The sequence below is a fragment of the Arsenophonus endosymbiont of Aleurodicus floccissimus genome, assembly GCF_900343025.1.
Classification (GTDB): Bacteria; Pseudomonadota; Gammaproteobacteria; order Enterobacterales; family Enterobacteriaceae; genus Arsenophonus.
This window is the reverse complement of sequence record NZ_OUND01000001.1, coordinates 431,902-450,136: the sequence shown is the minus strand read 5'-3', so window position 1 is coordinate 450,136 and position 18,235 is coordinate 431,902. Positions and strand designations below refer to the sequence as shown.

Below are 18,235 nucleotides of genomic sequence, written 5' to 3'. Positions count from 1 at the left end.
CAACTGATAAACCAGCCGCCTGATTTCTATGACCTAATTGCCAGGTTAATTCACCGGTGACAAAAAACGGGTTATAGTGTCCGGTAATTTTGCCAATTCGCTCATTTTGCAACTTTTCCCAACGATTAACCGGAAATTGTCGATCCCAAGCCATTAATAACTGTTGTTGTTGCTTAGACATAGTAAGATTATATCGGTCATACATATAGAACATTACACGAGCAACCTGGCCTTTTACTTCATTTCTAGGCTCAAAAATACTATTTTTAAAATCCACCTTGCTTTGGCATTGGCCATAAGGTGATAAAACTCTGAAGAGGCTAATTGACCATAATTAAAATTGCTTCTATCACCATTTACTTCGCCAATAGAAGGCGCAATGTTATACAGATCGGCTTCGATGGCGCGAAAAACAGGATCTGTCATGACATAATTCTTTCGTCCCCCTTTTTGCTAACATTGACGCTGATGACCAAATACCTATGCCGGCACAATATGTTCCCACTCTATTCGCTGTGCTCTATTTATTTGTTTTCTTACTGGTAACCGCAGCTAGTTAAATCTACCCTAACACCACTTTTACCCATCCATTGCCATCCGCAATAGAGCGTTCCTTGATTTCCACCAGCTTGATCAAAGTAAATTTCATTACGGGCAATTTTTTTGCTTCATCAAAGCTAATCGGTGTTGCTAATAAATTAAATGGCGCACAAAAAACTACCATCACGGTAATTATTACCGTTAAAAAATGTATTAATTTCAAAATTAACGTCCTGGTTAAAATTAATAAATAAATCGACTATTTTAGTCATATAATTTTTTCATTATTATCGACAATTGTATGAAAAAATTTAATTTTATTTTCTTATTTTATATGATGAATATCTATAAAAACCTTATCTTTTTTTGTATAAAAATATAATTAATTATTTAAAAATAAAATTTAATTTTCATTTAGGAAATAAAATGAATACATTAATAAAACATTTAAAAGAAGAACTAATTGATGTGACAAAAAAACATGCTCAAGAAAATAATGTTAAAGTCATTATTGCTAAATATTCAGAAGAAGAACTTAATATTCAAATCATAATATCTGGTGAGCAACAATTTGATATTACCTTAAATTCAATACAAGATTAAACTCGTGGACGCTTACGATAACCATAGTCCAGGAATAGATAAACCAACCGATAAAGCACCGACAATAAATAAAGTTTTAATAAAATGTGTTACTAATGTTTCAAGTAACTCCGCGTTATAGCCCAAATGAGCAATTTTTACTAACGATATTATTGCTATATAAGCACTTATACTTGGTAACATAGGAATAAGTGCCGCAACAGTAAACACTTTGGGATGTGCCAACCACCAACGTGACCATTGAATACCAATAATGCCAATTAAAATTGCCGCACAAAAACTTGCCCATTCAATGCTAAAGCTAATTTCCATCAGTATCATACGAAAACCATAACCAATAGTACCCAGCAAAGCACAATATTTTAACGCCCGTACTGGCACATTAAAGACCATGGCAAAACCGGCTGCAGGTATGGCTGCCAATAACATTTTTTCAATTAAGGTGAGTAAAAATATTATGCCCAATTTCTTAATCCCCAAACCGCCATAGCCATGGTTATACCGATACAAGTCGCTAATGTCATCAAACTCGCTATTGCCCAACGCGCTAATCCAGTATTAATATGACCTTTAAACATATCGACCACAGAATTAATTAATGGAAATCCAGGAACTAACAGTAAAACACTGGCTGCCATTGAAATCGTCGATGCATTGGAAAAATAAGGAATATTTAACACAAAACCAGATACTGTAGTAGCTACACAGGCGGTAATACAAAAATTAATCAATGGATTCATATATTGAGCTGTAAGGATTTGTTGAATGTACATTGCACAACCGCTGGCAATAAAAGTGACCAAGCAATCATCCCAGCCACCCCCATTCAGCTTACAAAAACAGCCACAAGATAATTCCGATCATAAGCACTAGTAACCAACGAGGATAACGTAGTAGTTTTATTTCAGCCAGACGCTGCTGAACCTTATCGCAATCTAACAATTTTATATTCAGACAATATCACCGTGTGCTGAACCTTAGTCACCAAATGCATATTTATGCCATGATCAATATTTTTACGGGTTGACGTCATACAGCGACTGTTAATTACAGTTGTTAAAAAAATCGCATTAGAAGATATTGCGCTATCAACTTGATCCACGCCTAAGGCAATACCTAATCGGGTTGATAATTGTTCCACTAACATACTTTTAGCGCCGTGTTAAAAAGGAGTTGAGCGCATTGAATACAAAAGCGAGTAATTTTTCTCTGCCTTTCTGCTTCAGTATGATAATTAGATTCAATATATTCCATTTTGTAGCCTCTATACACCTGCAGAATTTTATTAATAGTAATGATAGCAATTAAGTTATTGCTCAATAGCAGACAACATAATTAATAGCGCTCTTTTTAAATCAAAATTAGCAATACTTTTCATAAGTAATCTGATTTACAACAACGAAATAATTACTACGTTTTTTTATTTAATATAATTAACTTAACTAAAAAAGCAGGTAAATTAACTAATTTTTTGCATTATAATAATATTAACTACCAAACTATCAATATCGAAATCGGCGCATTAGAAACAATAGCCGAAGGATTCGAATCTAACAAATGCGTGGCAATATTGGGTCGGTGGGAGCCAGCTACTATCAAATCAGCGCCTATTTTTTCTGCTTCTGATAAAACTTTATCTCTAGGTGACCCCATCTCCACCGAGTAAAAAATTTTTTCTTTAGGATAATCAATATGCTTAATTATTTGTTTTAATTGTTTTTCTGAACTTTCGATCGTTTTCTTGGCAAAATTAGCTAATAAATCATAATGATAACTATAACTCATTGAATAACTAGACATATCAGGGGCAACATGCAAGAAATGCAATTTAGCATCAGATAATCTAGCAATATAAAGCGCATGTTTGAGTGTTTTTTTTATTAGTTTTTTTTCTTAGATATCAATTGGAACTAGAATTATTTTATACATATTTACTCCTTCAAACGATAAGCACTAAATCTTGGTTCCTTTATGATTAATATAAAATACCGTACTAAAGCCATAAAATTGATTAAACTAGTTGTTAAAATAATAAATAATTAACTTGTAATTTTGATGGTTAATTGTTATCTGACCACCAGTACAGAGGTTTTTGCATAACGTACAACACCCGCTGCCATAGAACCTAACAGATGAGTTGTTATATTGGGACTTCTTGAACCAAGGATGATGATATCAGCATTAATTTCTTCCGCTCGACTGATAATTTCATCACGCGGAGAACCAAAAGCAATAGTATAGCCTAGGCGATCAGCTGGTAACTCGATCGGTTCAAGTAGGTTTTGCATATCATCTTCTGCTTTTAGGGTGGCACGATCTTTTATTTCCATATATCCCAATGCATAAGCATTTATAATTGCCGATGAAATAGGCAATACATGGATAAAATTTAGTTTAGCTTCTGAAACTTTAGCAAATTGTACAGCTTGTCGTATAGCTTTACTCGTTAGTTCTTCTTGAGCAATATCAACAGCCACTAAAATAACTGTATACATACACACCTCCATCTAAAAATTTTTATTCTAACTTTTAAAGTATAAGATAAAAGTGATAAAATAATTGTGAATATCTTTACATGGAAATTAAATATTTTTACCTAAATGGCAATAATCGCTGCACCTATCAGCAACCCTGTTTTCGATTACCATTCTTCGTCATTTAAAGGTCCGACACAATTGCAATAACCAGATATTATAGAAACTAAAATCAAATAGTTAATATAATATTAAATATATTTTTTAAATTAAAAAAGTTGTATTAAAAACGTATATAAAATTCCACAACTATGTAAAATACGCCAAAGTAATTATTGCTTTATTTTTTAATTCATTGAGGCAAAAAAATGACAAATGATTGTTCGAGTAGTAGACCTGATAGGGCAACCATTACTACTGAAATTACTTGCTTGAAAACTTTTATAACCTTATATATTAAAAGCGCTAAATCAAGCCGATGCAGGAAGAGCTATACTCAATATGGAAAAAGAAAGTCTTGCTATGCAAGATCCTAAACAAACAGAAGTTTTTCAACGAATAATCGAACAAATCAAAATAGCCTATCGAAGTTAATAACCAATCCCACCTCATCAGGTGGGATTGGTTATTGTTTTACCGATTAAGATAAGTGCCCATACGTAAAGCTTCAATGCGCTTATCAAGAGGAGGATGGGATAAAAACAACTCACAAGATTTAGAGCGTCCGTTGATGCAAAAAGCCATCATACTGCCAGCTTCCTGTGGCTCATAACTTGTTTTCAAACGCTGTAATGCAGCAATCATTTTTTCTCTACCCACTAAATGGGCTGAACCTGCATCTGCACGGAATTCACGATAACGCGAGAACCACATAGTAATAATACTGGCCAAAATACCAAATACAATTTCTAACACCATTGATACCGCAAAGTAAATTATTGGGTTACCCTGGCTACTTTCATTGTCATTATTATTATTTGATAAAACTCCAGACGCCAGCTGAGCAATAATACGTGAAATAAAAATAACAAAAGTATTTACTACTCCTTGTAATAAAGTCATTGTTACCATATCACCATTTGCTATATGGCTAATCTCATGGGCAATAACCGCTTCGGCTTCATCACGCCCCATACTTTCTAGCAAACCTGTACTAACAGCAACCAATGATGCATCACGACGAGCCCCAGTAGCAAAAGCATTAATATCGGGTGCATGATAAATAGCAACTTCTGGCATTTTTATGCCAGCTTGATCAGCCTGACGCTTGACGGTATTTAACAACCAATGTTCCGTTTCTGTTGTCGGACTTTCAATCACCTGCGCACCAACAGAACGTAATGCCATCCATTTTGACATCAATAATGAGATAAATGAGCCACCAAAACCAAAAAGACCAGCCATAATCATTAGCCCTGGAACGCTTTGTCCCTGGATGCCAGTCAAACTCAAAATAATTCCAAATACAAACATTACTGCCAAGTTTGTAAGTAAAAACAAGGCTATTCGCATCATAAAAATTGGTTTCCTTTATTAATTAACAATGATTAACATTAAATTAGTAATATAAATAATGTTTTTTAATTACTTTTCAAGCCCTTTGTTGTGCAGATATTAAAAAAAACACTCAACTTTACATTTTTACAAAAAACTAGTACAAACTGGCATTTTTATTATTTTAAAACAATAATTTTTTATATAATTTATTGTTTTCTATAAACCACTATAGTTAAAAACTATACAAAATAACCGTATGCGGGTCAATTACGGCTTATTTTTTTACTCAATGAATTAAAAAAAATTGGTTTAGCTAAGCAAAAACTACTTAACTAGTCAGCAAAAAAATAATATTCATATTTTATTAATTAATAATTAAATTAGTAACAAATCATTAATAATATGCTAAAAAATATTAAATGTTATTATATAAATAAACCCAATTATATACTTTAAAATTTTTAACTATAAGTAATTAATTTAATTAAAATACAAAAAACCTCACTATTACGAAACAAGTTAATTAGATAAAACTTAGTATTTTTGTGAAATTGAGAAGCGGATTAACTTACATAAGCAATAATTTATAAAATAATAAATACAAAGTAAAAAAATTAAAGTAAATATTTGTTAAGGAAACTATAATGAAAAAATTAATCTATGTAATAACTTTACTATTTATCTTAATTAATTATGCCACAGCGATACCAAATGATAATGTTATAAAAACCTTTAATGGCGCATATTCACCTAGCTTTGTCGATTTAAAAAACTAAATTATTACCATAGAAATAACAAATAAAGGTAATAAAGTGATTAATGGGACAAAGAAAGGCTATGTTGTCCATACCAATCACCCAATTGGTGAAGAAAAATGTTTAGTGAAAAAATATGCCCAAGGTTAACATGCGACTGTTCGATAACTTATCCGCCAATACTTTGTGGCGGCTTGCTACCGCCAAACTGCGCGCTATCGCTATATATAGCCCTACTAAAAGTGTCGATGCACTAAAAAACTTATTTAGCGTTAAACCTATTTTGATGCAAGGCTATAAAGGAAATGCTTTTATTACCACCAATACCATCATACATGATTTAAAAGCAGGATGTACCTATGGCACGACTTGGTCACCAAACCTACAGGATTTTACTAAAGTCTGCTTTGTAAATTAATTTGTTATTGCCAAATATTGTAGGTGAGTTAAGAATAAATATAAGCTCATTCCATAAAAGAGTTTGTCGCTAATAGAGAGTGAGTATGAAATAAATAATATCAAACATAAATAATAAACCGATATTTTAATATGTCATTTAGACGACTAGATTTAGGTCATATTGAAAATGATCTAGTAATCACTTAAATAAGTGAGTTATCTCTTCTGATGAAAAGTGTAAAGATAAATAATATTGAGTTAATGTGAAAATTTTTATTAAACATTTACAAACTTTTTAGTATAAAAATGAATTTTAATTATTTTTTAGTCTGATGCGCCGCTTGCAAATCTGCAAGAATCAACTGCAATTTTCATTGTTTCATCGAGATAGGGATCTGGTAATTCATAATTTTTAGGTAAATCCTCTATCGTTTTTAATGGTGCTTTCCCTTGTCGAGCAAAGCGTTCATTAATACGACCTAATTTAATTGTGTCCGCTTCTCGATTTTCCTTTTCACGCTTAACATAATTAAGCGAAATAATATTTTTACTCGTCTTCATAGCGCGATAGCGGGCAATATCTTCCTCAATATATTTAAACTCAGGATTTTTCGCTATGCGTTCCTTATAATTAGCAATTAAATTAGCAATATATTGTCTAATATTACCGACAACACTATAGCTAGCAGGCATAATGCTATCCCAAGGTAAGGCATTATCTTCAAAATTCTCACCCGTTTCAGCTGGATCGATACCCGTTGGCATAACGATATCCGGTGTAACACCTTTGCGCTGGGTACTACCACCATTGATGCGATAAAACTTCTGAATAGTATATTGGACAGAGCCTAAAGCCGGCCAATCTGGACGTAACATATGATCATAGACACGACTTAAAGGATGATATTGCTGAACGGTACCCTTACCAAAAGATGATTCTCCAACAATTAATGCACGACCATAATCCTGCATTGCCGCAGCAAAAATTTCTGACGCTGATGCACTAAAGCGATCGATTAATACCGTAAGTGGCCCTTTATAATAAACGACATCATCATCCACATCCTGACGAATTTTACCATTGTTATCACGTACCTGAACAATTGGACCACTTGGAATAAATAAACCAGATAATGATACTGCTTCGGTTAAAGCACCACCGCCATTGCCACGTAAATCAATGACAAGTGCCGTGACATGACTTTTAGCCATTTTTTGTAACTGTGTTTTAACGTCATTAGTTAATCCAACGTAAAAACCCGGAATATCAAGTACGCCAACTTTTTTCTTGCCAACATTTTTGATCGTGAGTTTCACCGCCCTATCTTCCAGTCGAATATTCTCACGAATTAATGTCACGCTATGGGGCTTGGCGCGTTTCGAATCTGAAATAACTTCAAGGCGTACCTTACTGCCTTTAGGTCCTTTGATAAGGGCAACAACATCATCTAGTCGCCAGCCAACAACATCTGTCATCAACTTACCCGTTTGGCCTACACCAATAATCTTATCGCCGATCTTTAATAATTTACTTTTTGCTGCCGGGCCACCCGCCACCATTGAGTTGATAATGATATAATCTTCATCTTGCCGAAGTACTGCGCCTATACCCTCCAATGACAAACTCATTTCTGAGTTAAACTGTTCGGTATTACGAGGAGAGAGATAGTTAGTATGTGGATCTATTTCTCTTGCAAAAGCATTCATAATCAACTGAAAAACATCTTCACTTTGCGTTTGCGCAAGACGTTTTAATGCAAAATTATAACGTTTTGTTAATATTTGCTTAATTTCGCTGTCATTTTTACCTGACAACTTCAGATTCAACCAATCAAACTTAACTTTTGCATCCCACAGCTTATTTAACTCCTCAACGGTTTTAGGCCAAGGAGCTTTACCTCTATCAACTTCAATGACATCGTTATTAGCAAAATCTAGCGGCATATTAAGCCGCGATAATGCATATTGAAAACGTTCATAGCGCCGCTGTTGAGCTAAATTAAATGTTGCATAAAGCTCATTTAGATGACCGGTTTCAAGCTGCTGTCCTACTTTGCTTTTCTCACTAGCAAATTTGTCAATATCCGATTGTAAAAAAACATTATGACTGTAATCCAACAGATTTAAATAACGAGCAAAAATCTTACTAGAAAAGTTTTCATCCAAATTAAATTGGCGATAGTGAGAACGGGTAAAACGTGAAACAACTCTTTCGCTAATAATGGCATGCTGGCGTTCCTGTTGAAGCTTCTGAGTTGTTATTAGTGTTGGAGGCGCTACAGTATCTGCGAATGAAGTTGCCATTGCAGTTATACCAAACACAAAAGCCAGTTTAATATAATTATTCATACCGTGATTGGCCTCCGTATCAGAACTTTAAATGCTCAGCGCGTACAATCATTGCCAATCCTGTCGGCAATTGTACCCGAACACCATCATTAGCTATCTCAAGCACTGACGCATCTACGATACTTTGGCCAACCATAACCTTTAATACTTGACCAATTTTTAATGTAGAAATATCCGTTACAGACTGTAATTTGGCTAGATTGGCCATTTTACTATTATGAGTTTTTTTAGCTTGATTTTTAGAGTAAGAATGATGTTTATGTTTTTTATTTATTTCCTTATTCTTAGTCGTTGAGCGAGAAGACTCACTTTTTTTACTAGAAGTTGCCGATAAGATCTTTTCGTTTTCTACCTTATGGACTTTCTGTTGAAAGTCCCGTTTTCTTACTTTTTGCTCTGTTCGTTGAGCCTGAATACGAGCCTTTGCATCCATTAGCTGCTGACACGCATACTCCACATGTTCTGATTCCAGATCACCACAATCATTGCCATCCAAATCAACACGTTTAGCCCCTTCTTTGACACTATACAGATAACGCCAACTAGAGGTATATATTCGCAAAGCAGATCGCAATTGGGTTTTACTGATACCATCCTCTTCAGTCAGTCTTGCCACAATATCCTGAAAGATTCCAATCTTCAGTGGACGAACCTCACCTTCAGCAATAAAGCATTGAGGAAAACGCTTAGCCAAAAAAGCAATTATTTCTTTACTACTATTCAACTTAGGTTGATTTTCCATGAAATTTCCTGATTACAACGGTTTTGTCAACCAACGCAGCATGAACAGGCGATATTATAATAGCGTTGCAGACAATTGACACGCAAACCAACTGTTAAATTACATTAATTTGTGGATATTTTGGTATAAAACACGCTTTCAAGTGGTTATAAAGTATTACAACTAAGGCTTTCAGACCATTTTCATCCTCTTCATCAAAACGATCAAAAATAGGACTATCAATATCTAATACGCCAATTAACTGCTAGCGGCAAAACTATCTCTGAACGACTGAGACTATCGCAAGCAATGTGCCCAGTAAACGAATGGACATTAGCAATAAGCTGTACTCTATTTCCATAAAAGCAGTCCCACAAACACCTTTTCCTTGCGTAATACGTACACATGCGACCTTGCCCTGAAAGGGGTTAAGCACAAGCGTATCATGACTTTTCAGATAAAACCCTAGCCAATTAATATTATCTAATCTTTCAAATAGTAGTGCACTCGTATTTGCAAGCGTGGCAATGAAATCATATCACCTGCAATTAAGCTAGTTAAATCACATGAAAGATCATGATAAAAAACTTTTTTCCCTATAACATTCCCGTTTGTCAAATTCTACATATACTCATCTGGTAGATAAATCACCAATATAGCGATTTTTTATCTCTCTAGGTTAACAACTCACTATATTAATCGTTATATTTTTTAACTTATTGTAATTTAACTGGCCGGTCAAATCACACAATAAATGAAATTAATTCAAATTTTAGCTAATTATTAAATATGAAAAAAGTTTTAATAAAAAAATTATAAGCATTTTCAGTAATAACATATAACAAAAAACCGACGATAATCATTTTCGGCTATCTTTTTATTCTATTAACCTAAGCCCTATTTCTATTTAAATTAGCAATATTGATTCATCGCAATTTATTTGTAATTTAGTAGCTTATAATTTCGTCTAAAGTACATTTTTCATTAAGATAAAAGTTATTTAAAACTGTTAATTTTCAATGAATAATAGTAAAAAAACTACCAGTTTACCACCATCCCAATAATTTTGGAAAAGCGTTCCATTTATACTATTCTAAAAACTTAAAGTATCAGATACTGAATTTTGTATGCAACTTGATGGCTGGGATGAAAATACAAGCATTCCGGCTACACTAGACAATAAACCTGTTCTTCTATATCGCCAGTACTATAATAAGAAAAGCATCATTGGATTATGAGAATAGTTTAGTTACATCAGCATTAAAAAAAGAGACCGAGCTAATTCCAATACTCGGTCTTGGGAAATGGCTCTAGAGAGCCGTGCGCTAAAAGTTTGTCATAGAGACGTAACAAAATGCAATTTAATACTAACTGTCAGTTACAAAATTAGCCTGCGATAAAAACATATTTATTACATTAAATTAATATTAATTGTTTTCATAGAATAAAATATTTACTAGCTAAAAATTAAATTTGAATTGCCCTTACTTTCTCTCAAATTCGAAATATATTCTATATACTTTCCTAATGTTGGACAGTCGCCAAAATTAATAATTTCTTTAAAAATCGGCTTCATTTAAATAAAATTGCAAGCCAAACTATTTCTAAAGAAATCATAAGGCAAATAATAATTTTTTTAATTAGTTTTTACAAAGATTTTGTGCGGTTTTTAATATCGGAGTGATGTCTATTTTCTGCTGTGATAAATCTGCCGGTTTGAGTAATATAGTTGAAAGTGGTGATGCGATAATTTTACGCTTTTTCATCTGCTCTGCCGCTATACTATTAAGAGGAAATTGCATTAAGGTACTAGGATTTATAACCAATAATGCGCCATTGGTGCGACACTCAAGCATTACTTCCTCACGCTTAAAAATCCATTTGTCACCAAACTGTTTTTTACTAACCGTCATAATGGGTAGGGATGAAATTACCGGAAAAGAGACTGTTATTGTTAATAGTAATACCAACCTACTAAACTTTACCATATCAGTATTTCCTTATAATTTATAATAATGAGATACAATTACTTACAATATCATTCATATTATCAGAAATAATTTTTATAACCGTTTTTTATTTTTGAATTATTTAAAATAAGATAAAATAAAATGCTAAATGATAGTAGAGAAAATAAATTTCCCACTATATTCAAAGTGGGAAGTTATAAATTAAACATGCACAGCGTTAGACATTGCTTTCAAATCTTTATCTAATAAAAATAGTGACTTACCTTCTTCACCAACTAGCTCAAACTTATCCAAAATTGATTTGAATAACTTCTCTTCTTCATGTTGTTCTGCAACATACCACTGCAAAAAATTAAATGTCGAGTAGTCTTGCATCTCCAATGCCAGATGTACAAGTGCATTAATTTCATGTGTAATATTTTGTTCATGTTGATAAGTTTTTTCAAAAACCTCTTTTACAGAATTAATTCCGCAGGCGGGGCATCAATTTGACCTAATATCGGCATTTCACCAGTATTGCTGAGATAGTTAAATAAACTTTGCATATACCCCATCTCATCTCTTCCTGAGAATGCGTTTTTAAAACACCGCGGCTCCTTCAAAACCTTTATAATTACACCATGCACTCATTTGCAGATAGAAATTTGCTGAAAAAAACTCTAAGTTAAGCTGTTTATTTAATTTTTTAACCATTTCTTGCTGTAACATTGTTCACACTTCCTATGTTTTTAAATAAAAGTTCAATTTTATTATCTTCAGTTATACAAATGATAAAAGTGTTGTAATTAAAATAAAACTAAAATTAACCATTATTTGATCAAAATAATGGTCTAAAATAGATCACTTTCATTACAATCACTATTAAAATATTATAGAAATAATAAATAGTTACATATTTATTCAAGACAAACTATGTCCCGTTTACTAAAATTAATGTAGAAATCATATTTGATGGTGTCGAAAATACGAGTATGAGTTACAATCTTGCCGAATTAGCAAAAGAGGAGAGGGAAAAACTAAATCTTAATCTTGCCGCTGCAAGTGTGGCATTTAAAGAAAGATACAATATGCCGGTTATTGCCAATAGAGTTAAAGCAGAGCAAGCGGTACATTTGCGAGAGTATTTTCGTAAGCGGCTTAAGCTATTTCGCAAAATTTCTCATACTCTGGATCAATTACCTTACGATCCGCGAAAAGGATAATATAAAAATAACCATAAATGTTAATATGCAGACAACTTTTTGCTGTTAGTTTATTAATCGCTTTTAATTTGATAAGTAATAGTTTCATCCTGGCAATTAACAATCACCTAATAGCTAAGATCTTTTTTCGTACCCCTAACACTCAAAGGGATTCTATAACCATGTTTGATTGCTGTAATACTATTATTATTTATCCATGCAACTACATTCGAACCACCGAGTAGCTTTTTATCCTTATTCCAGTATGGCAAACGGGTTTGAAGAAAATCATTCTTCATTTTTGCACCAATTTGCTGCGGGTTTAAATTATCACAATTGATGAATTTAGCCGTTCTTCCCTCATTAATTTCAATATCCTGAGCTGTTATTGAAAAAGATACTAACGTGGATAATATCATAGCTAACAACATAAAAAGTATCTTCATCACTTTCATTTACTCCTAAACATTTTGTTATGAAAAGTCAGGATAATTAGAGGTGTAAAGGCATATCCATCATATCAATAATATGCAATAACATAAAAAAATGTTATTTCTTTTATTTAAGGTCGTTATCAATTTGCTTTTTAACAGTATGCTTTGCACGGATCTCCTTAGCGACTAAAGCAATCGCTTCCCCACTACTCATTCCATCAGCCATCAATTGATGAATACGTTCAGCAGCTTCTTGTTGCTCCTGATGATTTAACCTTGGCATATCTGAAAACATTTATTTTTCACTCATTTTTTATTTAAACATCATTATCAATACAACATTAGCATAGTTTGACCTATGAAAAACGTTATTTTATGGTAATATATTCGTTAATAACCTTATCGTTGCCTAATAAATATGCGCCTGCAAAAAATTCAATTATCTTATTCATTAGATGCCGCTTTAAATTATTTTAATGCTATAGCCAACCAGCCATGGGCGATGTTATTACATTCGGGTAATGCAAGCCATCCACATAACCGTTTTGATATTGTAGTCGCTGATCCAGTAATCACACTAGAAACGAGAGACAGTATCACGCAAATTCAACGTGAAAATGAAAAAATCAGCTCAGAACTTGATCCATTTGAGCTATTAAAAAGTGAAATGCAACATTTAAATCTCACTTTCACAGTGAATAGCGATCTTCCTTTCCAAGGCGGAGCTTTAGGTATATGGGGCTACGATTTAGGCCGGAGAATAGAAATTCTGCCCGAACTGGCTAAGAAAGAATTAAACTTTCCCGATATGGCGATCGGTGTTTATCTTTAGGCATTAAGTGTTGATCACCATAAAAAAATAGTAACTTTACTTAGTTATCAAAATGTTGAACAACGCTTGTCATGGTTAGAAAACCAAACGAAAATACCAACTGAACAGTTTCAAATGTGTGAACCATGGCAAAGTAACATGTCAAGACAACAATATCACCATAAAATTAACCAAATTCATAAATATTTGCGCGATGGTGATTGTTACCAAATTAATTTAGCGCAACGTTTTAAAGCCAAATATCAGGGTAATGAATGGGAAGCGTTTCTTAAACTTAATCAAAATAATCAGGCCCCTTCTCTGCCTTCATTTATTTAGAGCAACATTGCGTGCTCAGTGTATCACCTGAACGTTTTCTTTGGCTGAACGACAATTCAATTCAAACCCGTCCAATTAAAGGCACATTGCCTAGGCTGACTGATGCCCAAGAAAATCAAAAACAGATAAAACGTTTACAATTATCAACCAAAGATCGCGCTGAAAACGTAATGATAGTTGATTTATTACGTAATGATCTTGGTAAAGTTGCAATACCAGGAACAGTCAGTGTACCAGAACTTTTTGTGGTTGAATATTTTCCGGCTATTCATCATTTAGTTAGCACTATTGTTGCACAATTACCTTCTAGCTATCATCCCACTTATCTATTAAAAGCCTGCTTTCCAGGCGGCTCAATTACCGGTGCGCCAAAAATACGTTCAATGGAAATTATTCATGAACTTGAACCTCATCGTCGCCATAGTTACTGCGGAGCGATTGGTTATATCAGTTTTTGCGGTACGATGGATACAAACATCAGCATACGTACCTTATTAACTGAAAATCAAAACCTTTATTGTTGGGCGGGCGGTGGAATTGTGGCAGATAGTACCGCCGAAAAAGAGTATCAAGAGACTTTTGATAAACTGAGTCGAATATTACCCGTATTAGAAAATAATCTATGTTAATGAATATTCTAGATAATTTTATTAATCGATTTCAATTAATATTACCTATCGCCACTGGTATCGCTCAACCTGTTAATACCGATAGCGCAAAAAAAAGTGCCGCCGTACTATTACCCATTATTTGCAAACCTGAACCCACTCTACTATTTACCAAAAGAACTGATAACTTCTTGCGCCTTCATGCTAGTCAAATTTCTTTTCCTAGTGGCGCTCGCTAACCCGATCATCATAATTCAATTGAAACGGCCTTAGGTGAATCTTATGAAGAAATTAATATTTTGCCAAATCAGGTGCAGATCCTCGGAAAAATGCAGCCAATAAAAAGTCATAGTGGCTATTTAGTGACGCCTATTGTTGGATTACTATCAGCAAAGGTTTCTTATTACAAAAATCCAGCCGAAGTAGCCGCTATTTTTGAAGTCCCTCTGAAGCACGCCCTCACCTTAACTCATCATCATTCCATTATGATCAATAATACAGGTCATAAAAAGTGTCTGTTCTTTTATCGCTACAATCAATATCTAATTTGGGGATTAACTGCAACAATTTTCAATAAATTAACCTTACAACTTATTTAAAATAGGCAAAAAATAAAAAGTCTTTTTATTTTACATTTTATTCACTGCTACTAGTAAATTTCAAAAAAACGATAAACTGGCAATTCATTATAACACGTTAATATTACAACCATAACATTTAGTCTTAAGTGATTACTTTATCGTTTTTATTTTTCCAGGGGGTTCTTAGTGATTAGTGTTTTCGATATGTTTAAAGTAGGTATTGGCCCATCCAGTTCTCATACCGTTGGTCCAATGAAAGCGGGTAAAGAATTTGTCGATCAATTGGTAGAAAAAAATCTACTTTCCGCCATCACTCGTATCGCTGTTGATATTTATGGTTCCCTTTCATTAACCGGAAATGGACATCATACTGATATTGCTATTATTATGGGTTTAGCGGGTAATTTGCCAGCAACCGTTGATATTGAATCAATTGCAGATTTTATTGCTAATGTTGAGCAAACTGAACGTTTATCTTTAGCAAACATAAGCCATTATGTTGATTTTCCACACCAAGGCGGGATAAATTTTCATTATAATAATTTACCATTACATGAAAATGGTATGACCATTACCGCTTTCAATAATGATAAGCAAATTTTCAGTAAAACATATTACTCGATAGGTGGTGGCTTCATTGTTGATGAAGAACATTTTGGCCAACAAACATCTACTAATAAAAAAGTACCCTATGCCTATATAACTCAGTGGCTGAACTGTTACTTCATTGTAAGAAAACCGGTTTACCTGTTTCTAGTCTTATGATGAAAAACGAATTAGCACTGAATACGAAAGAAGAAATTGACCACTATTTTGCTAATATTTGGCATACCATGCATGCCTGTATCGATAGAGGACTTAATACTGAAGGTATTTTACCCGGCGCGCGCCGGCATTACATCGTATGTTGACCGCTTCCCAAAAAATGTCTAATGACCCAATGGATGTCGTTGATCTGATCAATATGTTTGCACTAGCGGTCAACGAAGAAAACGCCGCGGGTGGTCGTGTTGTAACAGCACCCACTAATGGTGCCTGCGGCATCGTTCCTGCTGTGTTAGCTTACTATGATCATTGTATAGAATCTATTACACCGGCTCTTTACAATCGTTACTTTTTAGCTTCAGGGGCAATAGGTATTCTTTACAAAATGAATGCCTCTATATCAGGTACTGAAGTCGGCTGCCAAGGTGAAGTCGGTGTTGCCTGTTCAATGGCCGCTGCTGGATTAGCAGAATTGCTGGGTGGCAATCCTGAACAAGTCTGTATTGCGACTGAAATTGGTATGGAGCATAATTTAGGTCTTACCTGTGACCCGGTTGCAGGACAAGTTCAAGTCCCTTGTATTGAACGTAATGCGATTGCGTCAGTAAAAGCTATTAATGCGGCAAGAATGGCATTACGTAGAGCAAGTGAACCCCGAATTTCTTTAGACAAAGTTATCGAGACCATGTATGAAACAGGTAAAGATATGAATGCTGAATACCGTGAAACTTCTCGCGGAGATTTAGCTATTAAAGTTCAATGTGATTGATTTATCACGCATCTTAAAATATACTCCTTATCATTTATAACCCTTTCCATAAAAAGGGTTATTTTTATTTATTACACATTTTCATATCCAATTAGTTAAAAATCTTCCCTGTATTAAAGTACAGTTTATATCTATAGAATTACAAATTAAATTCTATTATTATTTCATACAAGATAATAACAACTATAACAAAATCAACTTGCCTGATAAAATTTATCTTTCTCTAAATATATTTATATGTATTTTAAATTTTCTGATCAGCGGCATACTTTTTCTTATATTTAAATGATAATCTATAAACTAATTAATTAGTTTCAATAATGGTTAATGCTTTATAACATGAAAAACTATTCATATTAGTGATTATTTGATTGTATTCATCCGTCAACGGAGAGTACACTCTAATAATCATTTTTATTATTTAACCTACTTCTTAAGGGGAAAAGTAGTGAGTGTAGCTATTATAATTAGCACTCATGGTGTTGCTGCAAAACAGTTGCTCATGACCGCTGAAATGTTGATTGGCGAACAACAAAATATCGCTTATATCGATTTTGTTCCAGGTGAAAACGCTAATACATTAATTGAAAAATATAATCAAAAGCTTAATGAGCTCGATGTTTCTCAAGGTGTGTTATTTTTAGTAGATATGTGGGGAGGCAGTCCATTTAACGCCGCTAGTCGAATTATCGAAAGTAAAGATAAAGACAAATATGATATAGTTACCGGAGTTAACGTCCCCATGTTAGTTGCTGCGTTACTATCCCGTGATGATGATCCTACTTTTAGTGAATTAGTCAACACTGCTATTGAAACCGGTCGCAGCGAAATTAAAGCACTCAATAGTCAGCAGACTAGCGATAAACCACAAAATTCACCGATGCCAACTCCCCCTCCAAAGGTAACCAATTCAGCTACGCAAGGCCATATGTTTATTGCCCTTGCACGAATTGATGATCGTTTAATTCATGGTCAAGTGGCTACTCGCTGGACCAAAGAGACAAAAGTTAAACGTATTATCGTAGTCAGTAATGAAGTTGCTAAAGATCATGTTCGTTCAACCTTATTAAAACAAGTTGCGCCGCCGGGTGTCACTGCGCATGTAGTCGACGTAGAAAAATGTATTCGTGTCTACAATAATCCTAAGTATGCCGGTGAACGCGTTATGCTGTTATTTACCAATCCAACAGACGTTTTACGCCTTGTGGAGGGCGGTGTCAAAATAAAGTCTGTTAATATTGGTGGCATGGCATACCGTGAGGGTAAAACACAGGTTAACAATGCAATCTCGATCGATAATGAGGATATTGATGCTTTCAATCAATTATCCAAACGAGGCATTAAACTTGAAGCGCGTAAAGTTTCTAGTGACAACAAACTGGATATGTTAGCTCTTATCAAAAAAGCAAAAAACTGAGTTTCCTTTTTGGTTATCCATT

17 protein-coding genes and 8 pseudogenes are annotated in these 18,235 nt (G+C 33.9%); 10 read left to right on the top strand and 15 right to left on the bottom strand.

The window, feature by feature from the left end:
- Positions 1–121 precede the first annotated feature (121 nt).
- The 3 genes and pseudogenes from ARADI_RS21500 to ARADI_RS17105 form a co-directional block, all read right to left on the bottom strand.
- A pseudogene (locus tag ARADI_RS21500) lies at positions 122–277 on the bottom strand (endonuclease); the annotation flags it as partial.
- Entirely contained in the window at positions 235–426 is a 192-nt protein-coding gene (locus ARADI_RS19385) for an endonuclease (RefSeq protein ID WP_255420592.1), read from the bottom strand. The pseudogene ARADI_RS21500 and the gene ARADI_RS19385, both read right to left, overlap by 43 nt.
- A gap of 136 nt (positions 427–562) precedes the next feature.
- Positions 563–763, bottom strand: a complete 201-nt coding sequence (locus tag ARADI_RS17105; RefSeq protein ID WP_238149078.1) for a hypothetical protein — start codon at positions 761–763, stop codon at positions 563–565.
- A gap of 203 nt (positions 764–966) precedes the next feature.
- Here ARADI_RS17105 and ARADI_RS02355 point away from each other — a divergent pair, with 203 nt between their 5' ends.
- The gene (locus ARADI_RS02355; RefSeq protein ID WP_182853036.1) at positions 967–1,143 is read left to right on the top strand and encodes a hypothetical protein; all 177 of its coding nucleotides are present in this window, start codon (positions 967–969) and stop codon (positions 1,141–1,143) included.
- Here ARADI_RS02355 and ARADI_RS02350 read toward each other — a convergent pair.
- The 4 genes and pseudogenes from ARADI_RS02350 to ARADI_RS02335 all read right to left on the bottom strand — a co-directional run bounded on the left by ARADI_RS02350 (position 1,140) and on the right by ARADI_RS02335 (position 3,638).
- Positions 1,140–1,608, bottom strand: a pseudogene (locus tag ARADI_RS02350) (threonine/serine exporter). The gene ARADI_RS02355 and the pseudogene ARADI_RS02350 sit on opposite strands and share 4 nt — an antisense overlap.
- Positions 1,599–2,397 (bottom strand): annotated as a pseudogene (locus ARADI_RS02345) (threonine/serine exporter family protein). Before ARADI_RS02345 ends, ARADI_RS02350 begins: the two co-directional pseudogenes overlap by 10 nt.
- A 237-nt stretch (positions 2,398–2,634) precedes the next feature.
- Positions 2,635–3,024, bottom strand: a complete 390-nt coding sequence (locus ARADI_RS02340) for a universal stress protein (protein WP_238149231.1) — start codon at positions 3,022–3,024, stop codon at positions 2,635–2,637.
- Between the two features lie 185 nt (positions 3,025–3,209).
- On the bottom strand, positions 3,210–3,638 hold the full coding sequence (locus ARADI_RS02335) for a universal stress protein (RefSeq protein WP_119711006.1): 429 nt from the start codon (positions 3,636–3,638) through the stop codon (positions 3,210–3,212).
- 432 nt (positions 3,639–4,070) lie between these two features.
- On the opposite strand from ARADI_RS02335, the gene ARADI_RS20525 reads away from it, so the two are divergent.
- Positions 4,071–4,211 (top strand): DUF2594 family protein, encoded by a 141-nt coding sequence (locus ARADI_RS20525; RefSeq protein WP_119711005.1) that lies wholly within the window; start codon positions 4,071–4,073, stop codon positions 4,209–4,211.
- Between the two features lie 39 nt (positions 4,212–4,250).
- Here ARADI_RS20525 and htpX read toward each other — a convergent pair whose 3' ends face one another.
- Positions 4,251–5,132: a protease HtpX gene (htpX, locus tag ARADI_RS02325; protein WP_119711004.1), complete on the bottom strand. Its 882-nt coding sequence runs from the start codon at positions 5,130–5,132 to the stop codon at positions 4,251–4,253.
- Positions 5,133–6,005: 873 nt separating this feature from the next.
- Here htpX and ARADI_RS02320 point away from each other — a divergent pair.
- Positions 6,006–6,287 (top strand): hypothetical protein, encoded by a 282-nt coding sequence (locus ARADI_RS02320; protein ID WP_119711003.1) that lies wholly within the window; start codon positions 6,006–6,008, stop codon positions 6,285–6,287.
- A gap of 305 nt (positions 6,288–6,592) precedes the next feature.
- On the opposite strand, the gene prc is transcribed toward ARADI_RS02320, so the two are convergent.
- The 3 genes and pseudogenes from prc to ARADI_RS02305 all read right to left on the bottom strand — a co-directional run bounded on the left by prc (position 6,593) and on the right by ARADI_RS02305 (position 9,938).
- Positions 6,593–8,617 carry a carboxy terminal-processing peptidase gene (prc, locus tag ARADI_RS02315; RefSeq protein WP_119711002.1) on the bottom strand — a complete coding sequence of 675 codons (2,025 nt, stop codon included), beginning with the start codon at positions 8,615–8,617 and terminating at the stop codon, positions 6,593–6,595.
- A gap of 19 nt (positions 8,618–8,636) precedes the next feature.
- A complete protein-coding gene (proQ, locus tag ARADI_RS02310) occupies positions 8,637–9,359 on the bottom strand; it encodes an RNA chaperone ProQ (protein ID WP_119711001.1) in 723 nt (240 codons plus the stop codon).
- A 94-nt stretch (positions 9,360–9,453) separates the two neighbouring features.
- Positions 9,454–9,938 (bottom strand): annotated as a pseudogene (locus ARADI_RS02305) (GAF domain-containing protein).
- A 509-nt stretch (positions 9,939–10,447) separates the two neighbouring features.
- On the opposite strand from ARADI_RS02305, the pseudogene ARADI_RS02300 reads away from it, so the two are divergent.
- Positions 10,448–10,587, top strand: a pseudogene (locus ARADI_RS02300) (DUF1480 family protein); the annotation flags it as partial.
- Between the two features lie 391 nt (positions 10,588–10,978).
- Here ARADI_RS02300 and ARADI_RS02295 read toward each other — a convergent pair.
- Both ARADI_RS02295 and ARADI_RS02290 read right to left on the bottom strand, forming a co-directional pair.
- Positions 10,979–11,326 (bottom strand): YebY family protein, encoded by a 348-nt coding sequence (locus ARADI_RS02295; protein ID WP_119711000.1) that lies wholly within the window; start codon positions 11,324–11,326, stop codon positions 10,979–10,981.
- Positions 11,327–11,509: 183 nt separating this feature from the next.
- Positions 11,510–11,938, bottom strand: a pseudogene (locus ARADI_RS02290) (ferritin-like domain-containing protein).
- A 341-nt stretch (positions 11,939–12,279) separates the two neighbouring features.
- On the opposite strand from ARADI_RS02290, the gene ARADI_RS02285 reads away from it, so the two are divergent.
- Positions 12,280–12,510: a DNA polymerase III subunit theta gene (locus ARADI_RS02285; RefSeq protein ID WP_119710999.1), complete on the top strand. Its 231-nt coding sequence runs from the start codon at positions 12,280–12,282 to the stop codon at positions 12,508–12,510.
- Between the two features lie 107 nt (positions 12,511–12,617).
- On the opposite strand, the gene ARADI_RS02280 is transcribed toward ARADI_RS02285, so the two are convergent.
- Positions 12,618–12,944 (bottom strand): YebF family protein, encoded by a 327-nt coding sequence (locus ARADI_RS02280; protein ID WP_119710998.1) that lies wholly within the window; start codon positions 12,942–12,944, stop codon positions 12,618–12,620.
- 103 nt (positions 12,945–13,047) lie between these two features.
- Positions 13,048–13,218, bottom strand: coding sequence for a YoaH family protein (locus ARADI_RS02275; protein WP_119710997.1), 171 nt, complete (start codon positions 13,216–13,218; stop codon positions 13,048–13,050).
- 123 nt (positions 13,219–13,341) lie between these two features.
- Here ARADI_RS02275 and pabB point away from each other — a divergent pair.
- The 5 genes and pseudogenes from pabB to manX all read left to right on the top strand — a co-directional run bounded on the left by pabB (position 13,342) and on the right by manX (position 18,213).
- Positions 13,342–14,702: pseudogene (gene pabB / locus ARADI_RS02270) on the top strand (aminodeoxychorismate synthase component 1).
- On the top strand, positions 14,696–14,920 hold the full coding sequence (locus tag ARADI_RS20520) for an NUDIX hydrolase (RefSeq protein WP_369406914.1): 225 nt from the start codon (positions 14,696–14,698) through the stop codon (positions 14,918–14,920). Before pabB ends, ARADI_RS20520 begins: the two are co-directional and overlap by 7 nt.
- A 60-nt stretch (positions 14,921–14,980) precedes the next feature.
- Complete coding sequence (locus ARADI_RS20515; RefSeq protein WP_369406913.1) at positions 14,981–15,280, top strand: NUDIX hydrolase; 300 nt, start codon at positions 14,981–14,983, stop codon at positions 15,278–15,280.
- Between the two features lie 168 nt (positions 15,281–15,448).
- A pseudogene (locus ARADI_RS02260) lies at positions 15,449–16,796 on the top strand (L-serine ammonia-lyase).
- 448 nt (positions 16,797–17,244) lie between these two features.
- The gene (gene manX, locus ARADI_RS02255) at positions 17,245–18,213 is read left to right on the top strand and encodes a PTS mannose transporter subunit IIAB (RefSeq protein ID WP_119710996.1); all 969 of its coding nucleotides are present in this window, start codon (positions 17,245–17,247) and stop codon (positions 18,211–18,213) included.
- Positions 18,214–18,235 lie beyond the last annotated feature (22 nt).